Here is a 14,969-nt window from a genome sequence, read left to right as displayed (position 1 = left end):
ATGGCCTTTTCCACCCAAGACAGCGATGAAGTGCTGAGTGAGATCAACGTCACACCGCTGGTGGACGTGATGCTGGTGCTGCTGGTGGTGTTCATCGTCACCGCGCCGCTGCTGACCAACGCCATTCCGATCAACCTGCCCAAGACCGAGGCCGTGGCCCCGGTGGAGCAGAAAGACCCGCTGGTGGTGAGCATCGACGGTGCCGGCAAACTCTTTATCAACAAGGACGAGATCCAGCCGGACCTGCTGGAAACCAACTTGCAAGCGGCCAAGGCCAAGGACCCGCAAGTGCGGGTCCAGCTGCAGGCCGACGATGGCGTCAACTACGGCGAAGTGGCCCGGGCCATGGCGTCCATCGAGCGTGCGGGCATCACCAAACTGTCGGTGATTACCGCGCGCTGAGACCGAGCAACAACGCCACGACTTTTCAGGCCGTCTCCTTGGCAGGGTGCGGCCTTTTTTTTGCCTGGCGAAAAGCCCCCGCAAGGCCCCCACCGAAATCGCGCCAGCCGTAGGCGCTGGCTTGCCAGCGAAGGCGTCCTTGAGCGCGGTGCAAGGCTTGCGGGCCCCTTCGCCGGCAGGCCGGCTCCTACAAGAACACCGCCGTAATCGCGCCAGATGTAGGCGCTGGCTTGCCAGCGAAGGCGTCCTTGAGTGCGACGCAAGGCTTGCGGGCCCCTTCGCCGGCAAGCCGGCTCCTACGGAGGCCGGGGGAAGTTTTATATTCGTTTAAGGAATTAATAAATAGCTTCTTATTCCTTAACGAATATAAATCCCCTCCCTATACTCGTCCGGGAACAGACACGCAGCAGGAGAGTTCCCCATGCGCAACGAATCCATTCGCTACTTGATTGTGCCGGGCTGGCAAGGATCGCCAGAAGATCATTGGCAAACCCACTGGCAGAACAGCCTGCCCAACAGCGCGCGGGTGGAGCAGGCCGACTGGCTGACGCCGCGCCGCGAAGATTGGGTGGCGGCCCTGGCCGAGGCCATTGCCGCCGACGACACTCCGGTGATCCTGATTGCCCACAGCCTGGGTTGCATTACCGTGGCTCATTGGGCCGCGCGCGCGCCCGTAGCGGCCCTGCGCCAGGTGCGCGGTGCGTTGCTGGTGGCCCCGGCGGACGTCGAGCGCCCGGCCTGTGCCCCGGCGCTGCGCAATTTCGCGCCGATCCCCCGGCACCTGCTGCCGTTCCCCAGCCAAGTGGTCAGCTCGGATAACGACAGTGCCGTGAGCGCGCCGCGGGCCCTGGAGCTGGCCCGTGACTGGGGCGCCGAAGCCGGGATCCTGGCCGGCGCCGGCCATATCAACGTCAAGTCCGGCCACCATCGCTGGGAGCAGGGTTTCGCTTATCTGTACCGCTTGCAGAACCGCATGGAACAACACGCCCTGCGTCGTGCCTGATCGTCCTTTTTTCGTTTAAACGCCCCGTCCCCCGGCGGTCTGGGGCGGGAGCCTGCCATGAGTGCCCATACCCCATTCGGTCAGCCGTTGCTGACCTTCCCCGATGCCGAGAAAAGCCCCCTGAGCATCCGCGCCAAGGCGCTGGTGTTCGTCGACCCGCGCTCGCGGCAGTTGCGCGAAGAGCTGGAGCAACTGGCGCCGCGTTCGGTCTCGGTACTGATCCGTGGTGAAACCGGCACCGGCAAGGAGCTGCTGGCCCGGCACATCCACCGTGCCAGCGATCGCAGTGGCCTGTTCGTCTCGGTGAACTGCGGCGCCATCAGCCCGACCTACGCCGACGCCGAACTGTTCGGTTATGCCGCCGGCAGTTTCAGCGGTTCGGCCAGCAGCCGCGCCGGCTGGTTCGGCTCGGCCAACGGCGGGACCCTGTACCTGGATGAAATCGGCGACCTGCCGCTGCCGATCCAGACCAAGCTGCTGGCCGCCCTGGAGAACCACGAAGTGACCCGGGTCGGCGCCCAGCAACCGAGCCCGGTGGACGTGCGCCTGGTGGCGGCCACCAGCATCGACCTGGCCCAGGCGGTGGCGGCGGGCAAGTTTCACGAGCGCCTGTATCGCTACCTCAGCGAGGGCCAGCTGGAGCTGCCGGCGCTGCGGGAACGGGTGGGAGACATCGAGTCCCTGGCCGAATACTTCCTCGGCATCTACAGCCAGCGCCTGGACCTGCCGGTGCCGCTGATCAGCGAAGCCGCGCAGCAGGCCCTGAATCGCCACAGCTGGCCGGGCAACACCCGGGAGCTGGAGAACGTCATCCACTTTGCGCTGCTGGTCAGCAGCGGCGAGGAGATACTGCCCGAGCACCTCAACCTGCCGGAAACAGTGTCACCGCTGAGTGAGTTGGAGCGGCAAATAGAGGTGTTGCTGCGGGGAAGTGAGAGTGAGCGCGGAGGGTTGAAGGCTGTGCTGGAGAAGGTTGCGCAGCGGTTGGGATTGTAGAGCGGAGCGAGCACGAGAGTTATTGCAAAAGCAATGGTTTTACATGCAAATGATTTGCATTAACTTCTTCGAAAAGGAAATCTGCTTCAAGCATTAAAGGGATTTTTATGAGAAGAGTATCTTGTGCGGTCATTTTTCTATCTGCTCTGACCCCCAACGCCTATGCGTATCTCACTGAACTGGCGATGTTTTCTCGTGCCAACTGTTTCGGTTTCAACGAGTCAGTCAGTTGGGACACGATACGTACATGGAAATTAGAAACATCGTCTGTGCAATACAACACTGTGGATGGCAGTTACAGGGAGTTTTACGATAAATCCGACAGTACCTGGCGTTCTTATGCAGGTTGCGGATTTTGTGGCATGGATTGGGAAGTCTACGGTTTCCATTATGCGGACGGGAAATATGGCGATCCTGACTACAGCGCTTAACAGGATCATCTGCTTGTCAATGTCTGTACTCCTGGCTGGTCTCCAAGCGTAGCTGACGGTTCGCCCTGCCTCGAAACCTACACGACCTCTTGCAATCTGACGGAGTGGTGATGATGCGCTTGTTGATGATCTGCATAAGCATGTTGCTCGTTTCATTCTCGGCAATTGCGGAGTTGGAAATTCACCCTCTAAGTGGTAACGCACATATTCAAAGTATCATTAACAAGAGACCCGCCTCATCCTGAATTGAGCCTGAGAAAAGATCGAGCTTTCCAAGCTTCGAGCAATTCAGTTCGATGGTCACACTCGCTCAGAAGACCGATAAAAGGCTATCTAAAGCAGTCAGGTTCAAATCGGAGTCGAGAGCGGCAATTGAAAAATTGGGATGTCAGTTTTCCAAAGAAGCCCCCTCCGGTGTCGAGATGAAGGAAGGCGGTTTGAACGGTGTCATGTCACTTTATTCGTGCGGTGCTGACTATGTCGTCACCTACGAGTCCCACTATGAACGTGAGCTGACGCAGCGTGTAGTTGTTTACGACGATGATTACGCCAAGCCTCAAGACCTCGGTAAGCCCTTGGTGAAAACGTCGGAAAAAGTAGTGGGCGGAGTCAGGAAGACCGGGTTGCGCTGGATGAACTCGAAGCATGAAGTGAGGTATGACATTTACGCCAGCCTGGAGGGTGATGGTGCACTGGAGAAGGCACTGACGTCGGTCATTACCAAGGTTGCCATTGAAGTCGGTAATCGATAGATCGCAGGCGTTGTGTAACGGAGCAACGAGACGTACCGGCAGGCTAGCCAGCTATCCATTTTGTACCAGTCAAAAGGGTATAAGTTCTTGCGAAAAAGATATTGTTCGGGAATAAAAAATCTCGGTATTGTCCGCCTCACGCCAGCAGTGGCACTTCACTGGCACCTCAATCAGTTCCCTATTTGAAGCCGTCGTCGACCTCGACACCTAAGGACCTTGCATGAAAAAAGTTCTGTTGTTCACCGCACTGGCGGCAGCCCTGAGCGCAGGTATCGCCCAGGCTGGCGAGAAGCTGGTGGTCGCTGCGACCCCGGTGCCCCACGCCGAGATCCTCGAGCTGATCAAGCCGACCCTGGCCAAGGAAGGCGTGGACCTGGAAATCAAGGTCTTCACCGACTACGTGCAGCCCAACGTGCAGGTCGACCAGAAGCGCCTGGACGCCAACTACTTCCAGACCCTGCCCTACCTGAAAAGCTTCAACGAAGGCAAAGGCACCCACCTGGAAACCGTGATCGGCGTGCACGTCGAACCTTTCGGCGGTTACTCGAAGAAGGTCAAGACCCTGGCCGAGCTGAAAGATGGCGCAACCATCGCCATCCCCAACGAAGGCAGCAACAGCGGCCGCGCCCTGATCCTGCTGCAGAAGGCCGGCCTGATCGAGCTCAAGGACCCGAAGAACGCCGTGGCCACGCCCAAGGACATCGCCAAGAACCCGCACAACTTCAAGTTCAAGGAGCTTGAGTCGGCCATGCTGCCGCGGGTCCTGGACCAGGTTGACCTGGACATGATCAACACCAACTACGCCCTGGAAGCCGGCCTGAACCCGGCGAAGGATGCGCTGATCATCGAAGGCTCCGATTCGCCTTACGTGAACTACCTGGTGGCCCGCCCGGACAACAAGGACAGCCCGGCCATCCAGAAGTTGGCCAAGGCCCTGACCAGCCCGGAAGTCAAAGCCTTCATCGAGAAAAAATACAGCGGCGCAGTACTGCCGGCGTTCTGATGAACTAGGCTACTGACGCGACAAACCCCTTCAAGGTTTAAACGCCGACGGCTAGCGCAGCGTCGGCGTTTTTTATTGCGCCCGAAAAAACCGTAGGAGCCGGCGCCTACACAGGGGCGTTTTGGGCGGTGGGCTGGGTGGCCCGGCGCAGGGCCGCCAGCCATTTCATCAGTTCATGGGGGTCCAGGGGTTGCGGGGTCTTTGCATCGGCCATGGTGGTCGTCCTTGAGAAGTGCAGCGTCCAGTGGGGCTGTTCGAGTGCGAAAGAACCCGGCAGGCCCGGCAGAGAAGGTAGTAGCTGGGCGCCAGCCCGGCAAATCCGCGGGTTAGGTTTTTGGGTGATATCAATATGCCTTAACGGTATTTAAATTCTGCTTTTTATAGCTATAAAGTCGCGGCAGCCGGGCGGTTACCCATCGCCCCATGGACTGCACCACCGCCGCTGTACCCCAGCGGCGTCCAGGACTTTCAATGACCCTCGACTACGCCTTTATCCTCAGCACCCTGCCGGCCTTTCTCAAAGCCGTTGGGGTAACCCTGCAGGTCGGCCTGATCGCCATCGGCACTTCCCTGCTAGTGGCCCTGATCAACGCCACGCTCCTGGTATTTCGCACCCCTTACCTGCACCGGCTGATCGGCCTGTACGTGGAACTGGCGCGCAATACACCGTTGCTGATCCAGCTGTTCTTCGTTTACTTCGCCTTGCCGGCCCTGGGGATCAAGGTCTCCGGCTTCACCGCGGCGATCATCACCATGACTTTTCTTGGCGGCGCCTACCTCACCGAGGTGCTGCGGGCCGGCGTGGAAGCCGTGCCCCAGGCGCAGCTGGAGTCGGGGCGCTCCATCGGCCTGTCGCAGTGGCAGTTGCTGCGCTACGTGATCCTGCCCCAGGCCGGGATCCTCAGCCTGCCATCGCTGTTCGCCAATTTCATTTTCCTGCTCAAGGAAACCACCGTGGTCTCGGCGGTGGCAGTGCCGGAAATTCTCTACACCACCAAGAGCTACATCGCCCTGTACTACAAGACCTACGAAATGCTCGCGGTGCTGACGCTGATCTGCGTGCTGTTGTTCCTGCCCCTGTCGCTGTTGCTCAGCCGTCTGGAAAGGAGGTTGCAGCATGGCCAGTTCGGGTCTTGAGCTGTTGCTGGTGTCCCTGCCGCAACTGGCCAGGGGCGCTGCGCAGACCTTGTCGATTTCCTTGCTGAGCATTGCCTTCAGCACCCTGGGCGGCGTGCTCTACGGCGTGCTGCGCAGCCTGCAGCGCAAGGTGCTGGACGTGCCGCTGCGGATCTACCTGGAGCTGTTCCGGGCGATTCCGGTGCTGGTCTGGCTGTACCTGCTGTTCTTCGGTTTTCCGATCTTCTTCGGCATCAGCATTCCCAGCTTCACCTGCGCGGTGCTGGTGTTGTCGCTGTGGGGCGCCAGCGAGGTCGGCGAGGTGGTGCGCGGGGCGCTGCAGTCCCTGCCCCGGGGCCAGCGTGAGGCAGGGCTGTCCATCGGCCTTTCCGGTGCCCAGTTGTACGGCTACGTGTTGCTGCCCCAGGCGCTGAAACGCATGACGCCACCGACCATCAACGTCTACACGCGGATCATCAAGACCAGTTCCCTGGCGGTGCTGATCGGCGTGGTGGACGTGATCAAGGTCGGCCAGCAGATCATCGAGCGCACCTACGAGTCGGTGCTGATCTACGGCGTGCTGTTTCTGTTTTTCTTCTTTATCTGCTACCCGTTGTCGGCCGCCTCCCGCGTGCTGGAACGGCGCTGGACGCAAGCATGAGCGCATTGATCGAGTTCCAGGGTTTCAACAAGTTCTTCGGCCCGCAGCAGGTGCTCAAGGAGGTCGACCTCTGCGTGGCGGCGGGTGAGGTGATCGTTATCCTCGGCCCCAGCGGCTGCGGCAAGAGCACCTTGCTGCGCTGCCTCAATGGCCTGGAAACCGCCCACAGCGGCCACCTGCGTTTTGCCGGGCGCGAACTGCTGAGCCCCGCTACCGACTGGCGCCAGGTGCGCCAGCAGATCGGCATGGTGTTCCAGAGCTATCACCTGTTTCCCCACATGAACGTGCTGGACAACATCCTCCTGGGGCCGCTCAAGGTGCAGAAGCGCGAGCCCCGGGAAGCCCGGGCCCAGGCCGAGGCGCTGCTGGAACGAGTGGGCCTGCTGGACAAGCGCGAGGCCTTTCCCCGGCAGCTTTCCGGCGGCCAGCAGCAACGCATCGCCATCGTCCGTTCGTTGTGCATGAACCCCCAGGTGATGCTGTTCGACGAGGTCACCGCGGCGCTGGACCCGGAGATGGTCAAGGAAGTGCTGCAAGTGATCCAGGGCCTGGCCCGCGACGGCATGACCCTGTTGATCGTCACCCATGAAATGGCCTTCGCCCGGGCCGTGGCCGACCGTGTCGTGTTCATGGACGGCGGGCGCATCGTGGAACAGAACACCCCCGAGGCTTTCTTCACGAACCCGCAGAGCGCACGCGCGCAGCAGTTCCTGGAGAAGTTCTCCTTCGTTGAAGCACTGCCCAAGAAAGCCCCTAAAAAGGAACTGGAGCTCTTATGAAAACTGCCAAGTCTTCGCTGTTGTTACTGCCGCTGTTCGGTCTGGCCCTGCTGGCCGGCTGCGATAAATCCAATGATGCACCCAAGCCTGCGGCCACGGCCGCCAGCGCCGCGCCGGCGGCCGGCTACCTGGACAAGATCAAGGCCCGGGACAAGCTGATCGTCGGTGTATTCACCGACAAGCCGCCGTTCGGTTTCGTCGATGAAACCGGGCGCTACGTGGGCTTCGATACCGACATCGGCCGGCAATTCGCCAAGGACCTGTTGGGGGACGAGAACAAGGTTGAATTTGTCGCCGTGGAACCGGCCAGCCGCATTCCCTTCCTGCAGAGCGACAAGGTCGACCTGATCCTGGCCAACATGACCGTGACCCCGGAGCGCAAGGAGGCGGTGGAGTTCACCAACCCCAACCTCAAGGTGGCGGTCCAGGCCCTGGTGCCTGAAGGCAGTGCGGTGAAGAGCCTGGATGACCTGGCGAGCCGCACCACCATCGTCACCACCGGCACCACCGCGGACATCTGGCTGACCCAGAACCACCCGGACTGGAAGCTGCTCAAGTTCGAGAAGAACACTGAATCCCTGCAGGCCCTGGCCAACGGTCGCGGTGACGCCTATGCCCAGGACAACCTGATCCTGTTCAGTTGGTCCAAGCAGAACCCGGGCTACCGCGTATTGCCGCAGACCCTGGGCGAGCAGGCACCGATCGCCCCGGCGGTGAAGAAGGGCAACATCGAATTGCGGGACTGGGTGAATGCCGAACTGGCCAAGCTGGGCGAGGAGAAGTACCTGCTCAAGCTGTATGACCAGTACGTGCGCAAGGAACTGAGCGACGACACCAAGCCCGAAAGCGTGATTGTCGAAGGCGGCAAGTGGCAGGGCTGATCCTGCCCGACCTGTAGGAGCTGGCTTGCCAGCGAAGGCGTCCGCGAGGACGGTGCGGGGCTCGAGGGCCTCTTCGCCAGCAAGCTGGCTCCTACGGGGGGCATGGCAGTCGGGGCTGGCGGGGAGGGGTCAGTCAGGCCAGTTCCACGCCGGTTCGTCCAGCATGCGCTGGCCGACGATGCCGGTCTGGCCCAGTTGTTTCTCCAGCACGATGCAGTTGCATTCGGGGTCTTGCTGCAAGGCTGCGATCAGCCGCCGGGCGTGGGACACCACCCACACCTGGCACTGCTGCGAGGCGCGAATGATCAGGCGCGCCAGGGCCGGCAACAGGTCCGGGTGCAGGCTGGTCTCCGGTTCGTTGAGCACCATCAGGGTCGGTGGTCGTGGGGTCAGCAGGGCCGCTACCAGCAACAGGTAGCGCAAGGTGCCGTCGGACAGTTCCGCGGCCGACAACGGTCGCAACAGGCCTTCCTGATAGAACTGCACCCCGAACAGCCCCCCCGGAACGGCATCGATCTCCAGCCGCGACTCCGGGAAGGCATCGCTGATGGTTTCGTGCAATGCCTGCTGATCGCCCACTTCGATGATGGTCTGCAACGCGGCGGCCAGGTCCCGGCCATCGTGGTGCAGCACCGGGGTGCGGGTGCCCAGTTGTGGTCGGCGCGCGGGTGCCTGGCTGTCGGTGCGCAAGTGATCATAAAAACGCCAGCCACGGATCTGCTCGCGCAGATGCAGGACCTCGGGCGATGAACTCAGGTTGCCCACCCGGTCGAACAGGCTGTCGCCGCTGCTCGTGTGCTGCGCCAGCACCTCCCATTGGCGGCCCGCACGGGCTCGTATCATCGGGCCCTGGCGGTCCACCAGGGCACTGGCCGAGCGGTACAGGGGCCCGCCCCAGATGCTCTCGCGCTTGATCCACGGATCGAGAGTGAAGCGTGAGGCAATCGGCGAGCTGTGCCCGGGCAACATGAAATGGCCGCTGGAATCCGGCAGCCCCAGGCTGATCGCGTACCCGAAGTCCTCACCGGCAAAGCCCAGTTGCAGGCGTCTGGCGGCCTTGCGCGGCCCGCCCTGGATCGGCACCTCGCCCTGGCCCATGCGTCGGCTGATCTGTTCCGGCCCGGCCCAATACGTCGATTCCAGCCCGCCTTCCTTGGCCAGGGCGTTGACCACGCCGCCCTGGGCGGTCTCCGCCAGCAGGCGCAGGGCGCGGTACAGGTTGGACTTGCCGCTGCCGTTGGCGCCGGTGACCAGGTTCAGCCGACCCAGGGGGATCACCAGTTTGTTGATGGAGCGGTAGTTGGCCACCGCCAGGGTCTTGAGCATGCCGGGTCTCCTGTTGCGTGGTGCGCAGTGTGCCTGATTTGTGGAGCCGCAGCTTGCTTGCGGCGGCCCTCGAAACCGACGTTGTGCTTGCCAGGATAGAGCGCGTCGAGGGCCGTTGCGGCTGCTGCGCCCCGGGGCGCCGGCCGGCCAGCGGGAGCAAGCTCCGCGCCACCGAAACCCTCTCTGATGAGACTGGCGTGCAGCGGTTGAACCCTGTTCTAAGCTCACAGTCGTAACGTCACTGGCGAGACAGCATCACGCAAAAGGAGCCTGCATGGCTGCGTTCAATTCGAAGTGGATAGTGGGATTGACCCTGTTGCTGCTGCTTGGCGGCTGCGGGGCGGAAAAGCCCGGGGAAAAGGAGCGCCCGCGGGTGCGCATCCTGGAGGTGCAGAGCAGTGACTTCGCCCCTTCGGTGACCCTGACCGGTGACGTCCAGGCCCGGGTGCAGACCGAACTGTCGTTCCGCGTCGGCGGCAAGATCATCCAGCGCATGGTCGATGTCGGCGATCGGGTTACCGCGCAACAGGTGCTGGCCAAGCTCGATCCCAAGGACCTGCAGACCAATGTCGATTCTGCCGCGGCCTCGGTGTTCGCCGAGCAGGCCCGGGTCAAGCAGGCCGGCGCGGCGTTTGTCCGCCAGCAGAAACTCTTGCCCAAGGGCTACACCAGCCAGAGCGAATACGATTCGGCCCAGGCCGCCCTGCGCAGCAGCCAGAGCGCCCTGAGCGCGGCCCAGGCGCAACTGGCTAACGCCCGCGAGCAACTGAGCTACACCGAGCTGGTGGCCGAGGCTCCTGGGGTGATCACCGCGCGCCAGGCCGAGGTCGGCCAGGTGGTGCAGGCCACGGTGCCGATCTTCAGCCTGGCCAGGGATGGCGAGCGCGATGCGGTGTTCAACGTCTACGAGTCGCTGCTGATGCAGCCACCGGGCCAGGAAACCATTCACATCAGCCTGCTGGACAACCCCAAGGTGACCACCACCGGCAAGGTGCGCGAGGTGACGCCGGTGGTCTCGGCCCAGAGCGGCACGGTGCAGGTCAAGGTGGTGCTCGATTCGTTGCCGGCGGGCATGGACCTGGGCTCGGTGGTCAGCGCCACCGCCCGGGCCCATGGCAAGGCCAGTGTGGTGCTGCCCTGGTCGGCCCTGACCAAGAATCTCAGCGAGCCTGCCGTGTGGCTGGTGGGCGAGGACGGCAAGACGGCCCTGCACACGGTGAAGGTCGGGCGCTACCTCACCGGCAAGGTGATCATCAGCGACGGCCTCAAGGGCGGCGAGAAAGTGGTGGTGGCGGGTGGGCAGTTGCTGCACCCGGGGATGTTCGTGGAGATCGCCTCGCAAACGAGTGACCAGGGAGCACAGCCATGAAGCGCCTGCTGCTGTTGTTGTGTGCCAGCGCCTTGTTGCTGGGCTGCTCCAGGGAAGAGCCGGCGCCGGAGCCGGTGCGCCCGGTGCTGTCGTTCCGGGTGGCGCCCCAGGCCGAGGAAAGCCTGGGGCGTTTTGCCGGCACCATCCAGGCCCGCTACGAGACCAACCTGGGCTTCCGGGTGCCGGGGCGCATTGCCAACCGCAATGTCGATGTCGGTGCCGAAGTGGGCCCCGGGGACTTGCTGGCCACTCTGGACCCCACCGACCAGCAGAACCAGCTGCGGGCCGCCCAGGGCGACCTGGCCAAGGTCGAGGCGCAGTGGATCAACGCCCAGGCCAATGCCCGGCGCCAGCAGGAACTGTTCGATCGCGGCGTGGGCGCCCAGGCGCAACTGGACATCGCCCAGACCGACCTGAAGACCACCGGTGCCTCCCTGGACCAGGCCAAGGCCTCGGTGCGCCAGGCCCGGGACCAGCTCAACTACAGCGAACTGCGCAGCGATCACGGCGGCGTGATCACCGCCTGGAACGCCGAGGCCGGGCAGGTGGTGACCGCCGGCCAGCAAGTGGTGACCCTGGCCCGGCCGGAGATCAAGGAAGCGGTGATCGACCTGCCGGCCAGCCTGGTGGACCAGTTGCCGGCCGGTGTGGAATTCAAGGTCGCGGCACAGCTGGATCCGAGCATCAGCACCACCGCCACGGTGCGTGAGATCGAACCCCAGGCCCAGAGTGCAACCCGTACCCGCCGCGCCCGCCTGACCCTCAAGGACACGCCCGAGGCCTTTCGCCTGGGCACCGCCATCAGCGTGACCCTGAGCTCGGCCATCGAGCCGCGCACCGAGGTGCCGCTGACCGCCCTGCAAGAGGTGCAGGGCCAGACCCGGATCTGGGTCGTCGACCCCCAGAGCCAGACGGTGGCTCCGCGCGAGGTCACGGTGCTCAGCCGCGACAGCGCTTCGGCGTTGATCAGCCAGGGCGTCAAGCCCGGCGAGCGGGTGGTCAGTGCCGGGGTCAACAGCCTCAAGCCGGGGCAGAAAGTCAAAATCGATGAGGACCGCGCACAATGACGCCCGACAGCAAAGGGAGCTTCAACCTGTCCGAGTGGGCGATCAAGCATCAGTCCTTCGTCTGGTACCTGATGTTCGTCGCGCTGCTGATGGGCGTGTTTTCCTACATGAATTTGGGGCGCGAGGAAGACCCCTCCTTCACCATCAAGACCATGGTCATCCAGACCCGCTGGCCCGGCGCGACCCAGGAAGAAACCCTGAAGCAGGTCACCGACCGCATCGAGAAGAAGCTCGAAGAGCTGGACTCGCTGGACTACGTGAAAAGCTACACCCGCCCCGGCGAATCGACGGTTTTCGTCTACCTGCGCGACACCACCAGTGCCAAGGACATTCCCGAGATCTGGTACCAGGTGCGCAAGAAGATCAACGACATCCGCGGCGACTTTCCCCAGGGCCTGCAGGGCCCGGGGTTCAACGATGAGTTCGGCGATGTGTTCGGCTCGATCTACGCCTTCACCGCCGATGGCCTGAGCATGCGCCAGCTGCGTGACTACGTGGAACAGGTACGGGCGCAGATCCGCGAAGTGCCGAACCTGGGCAAGGTGGAGATGGTCGGCGAGCAGGACGAAGTCATCTACCTGAACTTCTCCACCCGCAAGCTGGCGGCCCTGGGCATCGACCAGCGCCAGGTCCTGCAGAGCCTGCAATCGCAGAACGCGGTGACCCCGGCCGGGGTGATCGAGGCAGGGCCGGAGCGCATCTCGGTGCGCACGTCCGGGCAGTTCGCCTCGGAGAAGGACCTGGCCACGGTCAACCTGCGGCTCAACGACCGCTTCTACCGGCTGGCGGACATCGCCGAGATCAGCCGCGGCTATGTCGACCCTTCCACGCCGCTGTTCCGCTTCAATGGCAAGCCGGCCATCGGCCTGGCGATCGCCATGAAGAAGGGCGGCAACATCCAGGACTTCGGCAAGGCCTTGCACGCCCGCATGGACCAGCTCACCGCCGACCTGCCGGTGGGCGTCGGGGTGCACAAGGTTTCCGACCAGGCCGAGGTGGTGGAAGAGGCAGTGGGCGGTTTCACCAGTGCCCTGTTCGAGGCGGTGATCATCGTGCTGGTGGTGAGTTTCATCAGCCTCGGGGTCCGCGCCGGGCTGGTGGTGGCCTGCTCGATTCCGCTGGTGCTGGCCATGGTCTTCGTGTTCATGGAGTACAGCGGCATCACCATGCAGCGGATCTCCCTGGGGGCGCTGATCATCGCCCTGGGGCTGCTGGTGGATGACGCGATGATCACCGTGGAAATGATGGTCACGCGGCTGGAGAAGGGCGAGAGCAAGGAGCAGGCAGCGACCTTCGCCTACACCTCCACCGCCTTTCCCATGCTCACCGGGACCCTGGTGACCGTGGCCGGCTTCGTGCCCATCGGCCTCAACGCCAGTTCTGCCGGTGAGTACACCTTTACCCTGTTCGCGGTGATCGCGGTGGCCATGCTGGTGTCGTGGATAGTCGCGGTGCTGTTTGCCCCGGTGATCGGCATCCACATCCTCAGCACCAACGTCAAACCCCATTCCGATGAGCCGGGGCGTATCGGACGCGCCTTCAACGGTGGCCTGCTGTGGGCCATGCGCAACCGCTGGTGGGCCATCGGCATCACCGTGCTGCTGTTCGTGGCTTCGGTGTTCTGCATGCGTTTCGTGCAGAACCAGTTCTTCCCGTCATCGGACCGGCCGGAGATCCTCGTTGACCTCAACCTGCCGCAGAACGCTTCGATCAACGAGACCCGCCAGGCCGTGGACCGCCTGGAGGCCACCCTCAAGGACGACCCGGACATCGAGCGCTGGAGCACTTATATCGGCGAGGGCGCGATCCGTTTCTACCTGCCCCTGGACCAGCAACTGCAGAACCCCTACTACGCCCAGCTGGTGATCGTCAGCAAGGGCCTGGAGCAGCGCACGGCCCTGACCCAGCGCTTGCAGAAACGCCTGCGGGAAGATTTCGTCGGCATCGGCAGCTATGTGCAGGCCCTGGAAATGGGCCCGCCGGTGGGGCGGCCGATTCAATACCGGGTCAGTGGCAAGGACATCGACCAGGTGCGCAAGCACGCCATCGAACTGGCCACCGAGCTGGACAAGAACCCGCACATCGGCGAGATCATCTATGACTGGAACGAGCCCGGCAAAGTGCTGCGCATCGACATCGCCCAGGACAAGGCGCGGCAACTGGGGCTGTCCTCCGAAGACGTGGCGCAGTTGATGAACAGCATCGTCAGCGGCTCCACCGTGACCCAGGTGCATGACGACATCTACCTGATCAACGTGGTCGGTCGCGCCGACGACAACGAGCGCGGCTCCCCGGAAACCCTGCAGAACCTGCAGATCGTCACCCCCAACGGCACTTCGATCCCGCTGCTGGCGTTCGCCAGCGTGCGCTACGAGCTGGAGCAGCCGCTGGTGTGGCGTCGCGACCGCAAGCCGACCATCACCATCAAGGCCGCGGTGCGCGATGCGATCCAGCCCACCGACCTGGTCAAGCAACTGAAGCCGGACATCGACCATTTCGCCGCGCAACTGCCCGCCGGCTATTCGGTGGCCACCGGCGGCACCGTGGAGGAAAGCGGCAAGGCCCAGGGGCCGATCGCCAAGGTGGTGCCGCTGATGCTGTTCCTCATGGCGACCTTCCTGATGATCCAGCTGCACAGCGTGCAGAAGCTGTTCCTGGTGGCCAGCGTGGCGCCCCTGGGGCTGATCGGCGTGGTCCTGGCCCTGGTGCCCACGGGCACGCCCATGGGCTTTGTGGCGATCCTCGGGATCCTGGCGCTGATCGGCATCATCATCCGCAACTCGGTGATCCTGGTGACCCAGATCGACGAATACGAGCGTGAGGGCTATCACCCCTGGGACGCGGTGCTGGAAGCCACCCACCATCGACGGCGGCCGATCCTGCTGACCGCGGCGGCGGCCAGCCTGGGGATGATCCCGATTGCCCGGGAAGTGTTCTGGGGGCCGATGGCCTACGCCATGATCGGCGGCATCATCGTTGCCACCTTGCTCACCTTGCTGTTCCTCCCGGCGCTGTACGTGGCCTGGTACAAGATCAAGGAACCGAGCAAGGACACCGAGCGCACCCGGCCCACGGCCTCGTAGGCGCTGGCTATTTCCGTAGGGGCTGGCTTGCCAGCGAAGAGGCCCGAGAGACAGGCGCCTGACTCGCAAGTGCCTTCGCCGGCAAGCCGGCTCCTCGCAG

13 protein-coding genes are annotated in these 14,969 nt (G+C 63.2%); 12 read left to right on the top strand and 1 reads right to left on the bottom strand.

Annotation, left to right across the window (positions count from 1 at the left end; all coding sequences use genetic code 11):
* From BLS75_RS27475 to BLS75_RS27435, 9 genes are all read left to right on the top strand, one after another.
* The gene (locus tag BLS75_RS27475; protein ID WP_011058607.1) at nt 1–402 is read left to right on the top strand and encodes an ExbD/TolR family protein; all 402 of its coding nucleotides are present in this window, start codon (nt 1–3) and stop codon (nt 400–402) included.
* Nucleotides 403–823: 421 nt separating this feature from the next.
* Nucleotides 824–1,405: an alpha/beta hydrolase gene (locus BLS75_RS27470; RefSeq protein ID WP_011058608.1), complete on the top strand. Its 582-nt coding sequence runs from the start codon at nt 824–826 to the stop codon at nt 1,403–1,405.
* Between the two features lie 57 nt (nt 1,406–1,462).
* Nucleotides 1,463–2,401: a sigma 54-interacting transcriptional regulator gene (locus BLS75_RS27465; protein ID WP_072452159.1), complete on the top strand. Its 939-nt coding sequence runs from the start codon at nt 1,463–1,465 to the stop codon at nt 2,399–2,401.
* A 727-nt stretch (nt 2,402–3,128) separates the two neighbouring features.
* Nucleotides 3,129–3,584, top strand: a complete 456-nt coding sequence (locus tag BLS75_RS27460) for a hypothetical protein (protein WP_072452158.1) — start codon at nt 3,129–3,131, stop codon at nt 3,582–3,584.
* 220 nt (nt 3,585–3,804) lie between these two features.
* Complete coding sequence (locus BLS75_RS27455) at nt 3,805–4,587, top strand: MetQ/NlpA family ABC transporter substrate-binding protein (protein ID WP_011058610.1); 783 nt, start codon at nt 3,805–3,807, stop codon at nt 4,585–4,587.
* 471 nt (nt 4,588–5,058) lie between these two features.
* Nucleotides 5,059–5,724, top strand: a complete 666-nt coding sequence (locus tag BLS75_RS27450) for an amino acid ABC transporter permease (RefSeq protein ID WP_011058611.1) — start codon at nt 5,059–5,061, stop codon at nt 5,722–5,724.
* A complete protein-coding gene (locus tag BLS75_RS27445) occupies nt 5,705–6,364 on the top strand; it encodes an amino acid ABC transporter permease (RefSeq protein ID WP_015633731.1) in 660 nt (219 codons plus the stop codon). The genes BLS75_RS27450 and BLS75_RS27445 overlap by 20 nt, the downstream gene beginning before the upstream one ends.
* Entirely contained in the window at nt 6,361–7,143 is a 783-nt protein-coding gene (locus BLS75_RS27440) for an amino acid ABC transporter ATP-binding protein (protein WP_011058613.1), read from the top strand. Before BLS75_RS27445 ends, BLS75_RS27440 begins: the two co-directional genes overlap by 4 nt.
* On the top strand, nt 7,140–8,024 hold the full coding sequence (locus BLS75_RS27435) for a transporter substrate-binding domain-containing protein (RefSeq protein WP_011058614.1): 885 nt from the start codon (nt 7,140–7,142) through the stop codon (nt 8,022–8,024). The genes BLS75_RS27440 and BLS75_RS27435 overlap by 4 nt, the downstream gene beginning before the upstream one ends.
* Nucleotides 8,025–8,153: 129 nt before the next feature.
* Here BLS75_RS27435 and BLS75_RS27430 read toward each other — a convergent pair whose 3' ends face one another.
* A complete protein-coding gene (locus BLS75_RS27430; RefSeq protein ID WP_072452157.1) occupies nt 8,154–9,350 on the bottom strand; it encodes an AAA family ATPase in 1,197 nt (398 codons plus the stop codon).
* Nucleotides 9,351–9,624: 274 nt separating this feature from the next.
* Between BLS75_RS27430 and BLS75_RS27425 the strand changes: the two genes are divergently transcribed.
* From BLS75_RS27425 to BLS75_RS27415, 3 genes are read left to right on the top strand one after another with little or no spacing between them, the layout of a single operon-like run.
* On the top strand, nt 9,625–10,719 hold the full coding sequence (locus BLS75_RS27425; protein WP_011058616.1) for an efflux RND transporter periplasmic adaptor subunit: 1,095 nt from the start codon (nt 9,625–9,627) through the stop codon (nt 10,717–10,719).
* The gene (locus BLS75_RS27420; RefSeq protein WP_072452156.1) at nt 10,716–11,786 is read left to right on the top strand and encodes an efflux RND transporter periplasmic adaptor subunit; all 1,071 of its coding nucleotides are present in this window, start codon (nt 10,716–10,718) and stop codon (nt 11,784–11,786) included. The genes BLS75_RS27425 and BLS75_RS27420 overlap by 4 nt, the downstream gene beginning before the upstream one ends.
* The gene (locus BLS75_RS27415) at nt 11,783–14,869 is read left to right on the top strand and encodes an efflux RND transporter permease subunit (RefSeq protein WP_011058618.1); all 3,087 of its coding nucleotides are present in this window, start codon (nt 11,783–11,785) and stop codon (nt 14,867–14,869) included. The genes BLS75_RS27420 and BLS75_RS27415 overlap by 4 nt, the downstream gene beginning before the upstream one ends.
* Nucleotides 14,870–14,969 lie beyond the last annotated feature (100 nt).

Origin of the sequence: Pseudomonas sp. NFPP12 (genome assembly GCF_900103205.1) — a bacterium.
Classification (GTDB): Bacteria; Pseudomonadota; Gammaproteobacteria; order Pseudomonadales; family Pseudomonadaceae; genus Aquipseudomonas; species Aquipseudomonas protegens.
The sequence above is the reverse complement of the archived record's forward strand: the minus strand, read 5'-3'. Positions and strand labels throughout refer to the sequence as shown.

What these genes read in the sequence shown, in the direction of transcription:
- BLS75_RS27470 (WP_011058608.1), top strand. Translation starts at nt 824, where the DNA reads ATGCGCAACGAATCCATTCGCTACTTGATTGTGCCGGGCTGGCAAGGA.
- BLS75_RS27455 (WP_011058610.1), top strand. Translation starts at nt 3,805, where the DNA reads ATGAAAAAAGTTCTGTTGTTCACCGCACTGGCGGCAGCCCTGAGCGCA.
- BLS75_RS27450 (WP_011058611.1), top strand. Translation starts at nt 5,059, where the DNA reads ATGACCCTCGACTACGCCTTTATCCTCAGCACCCTGCCGGCCTTTCTC.
- BLS75_RS27425 (WP_011058616.1), top strand. Translation starts at nt 9,625, where the DNA reads ATGGCTGCGTTCAATTCGAAGTGGATAGTGGGATTGACCCTGTTGCTG.
- BLS75_RS27465 (WP_072452159.1), top strand. Translation starts at nt 1,463, where the DNA reads ATGAGTGCCCATACCCCATTCGGTCAGCCGTTGCTGACCTTCCCCGAT.
- BLS75_RS27420 (WP_072452156.1), top strand. Translation starts at nt 10,716, where the DNA reads ATGAAGCGCCTGCTGCTGTTGTTGTGTGCCAGCGCCTTGTTGCTGGGC.
- BLS75_RS27440 (WP_011058613.1), top strand. Translation starts at nt 6,361, where the DNA reads ATGAGCGCATTGATCGAGTTCCAGGGTTTCAACAAGTTCTTCGGCCCG.
- BLS75_RS27415 (WP_011058618.1), top strand. Translation starts at nt 11,783, where the DNA reads ATGACGCCCGACAGCAAAGGGAGCTTCAACCTGTCCGAGTGGGCGATC.
- BLS75_RS27460 (WP_072452158.1), top strand. Translation starts at nt 3,129, where the DNA reads ATGGTCACACTCGCTCAGAAGACCGATAAAAGGCTATCTAAAGCAGTC.
- BLS75_RS27445 (WP_015633731.1), top strand. Translation starts at nt 5,705, where the DNA reads ATGGCCAGTTCGGGTCTTGAGCTGTTGCTGGTGTCCCTGCCGCAACTG.
- BLS75_RS27475 (WP_011058607.1), top strand. Translation starts at nt 1, where the DNA reads ATGGCCTTTTCCACCCAAGACAGCGATGAAGTGCTGAGTGAGATCAAC.
- BLS75_RS27435 (WP_011058614.1), top strand. Translation starts at nt 7,140, where the DNA reads ATGAAAACTGCCAAGTCTTCGCTGTTGTTACTGCCGCTGTTCGGTCTG.
- BLS75_RS27430 (WP_072452157.1), bottom strand. Translation starts at nt 9,350, where the DNA reads ATGCTCAAGACCCTGGCGGTGGCCAACTACCGCTCCATCAACAAACTG.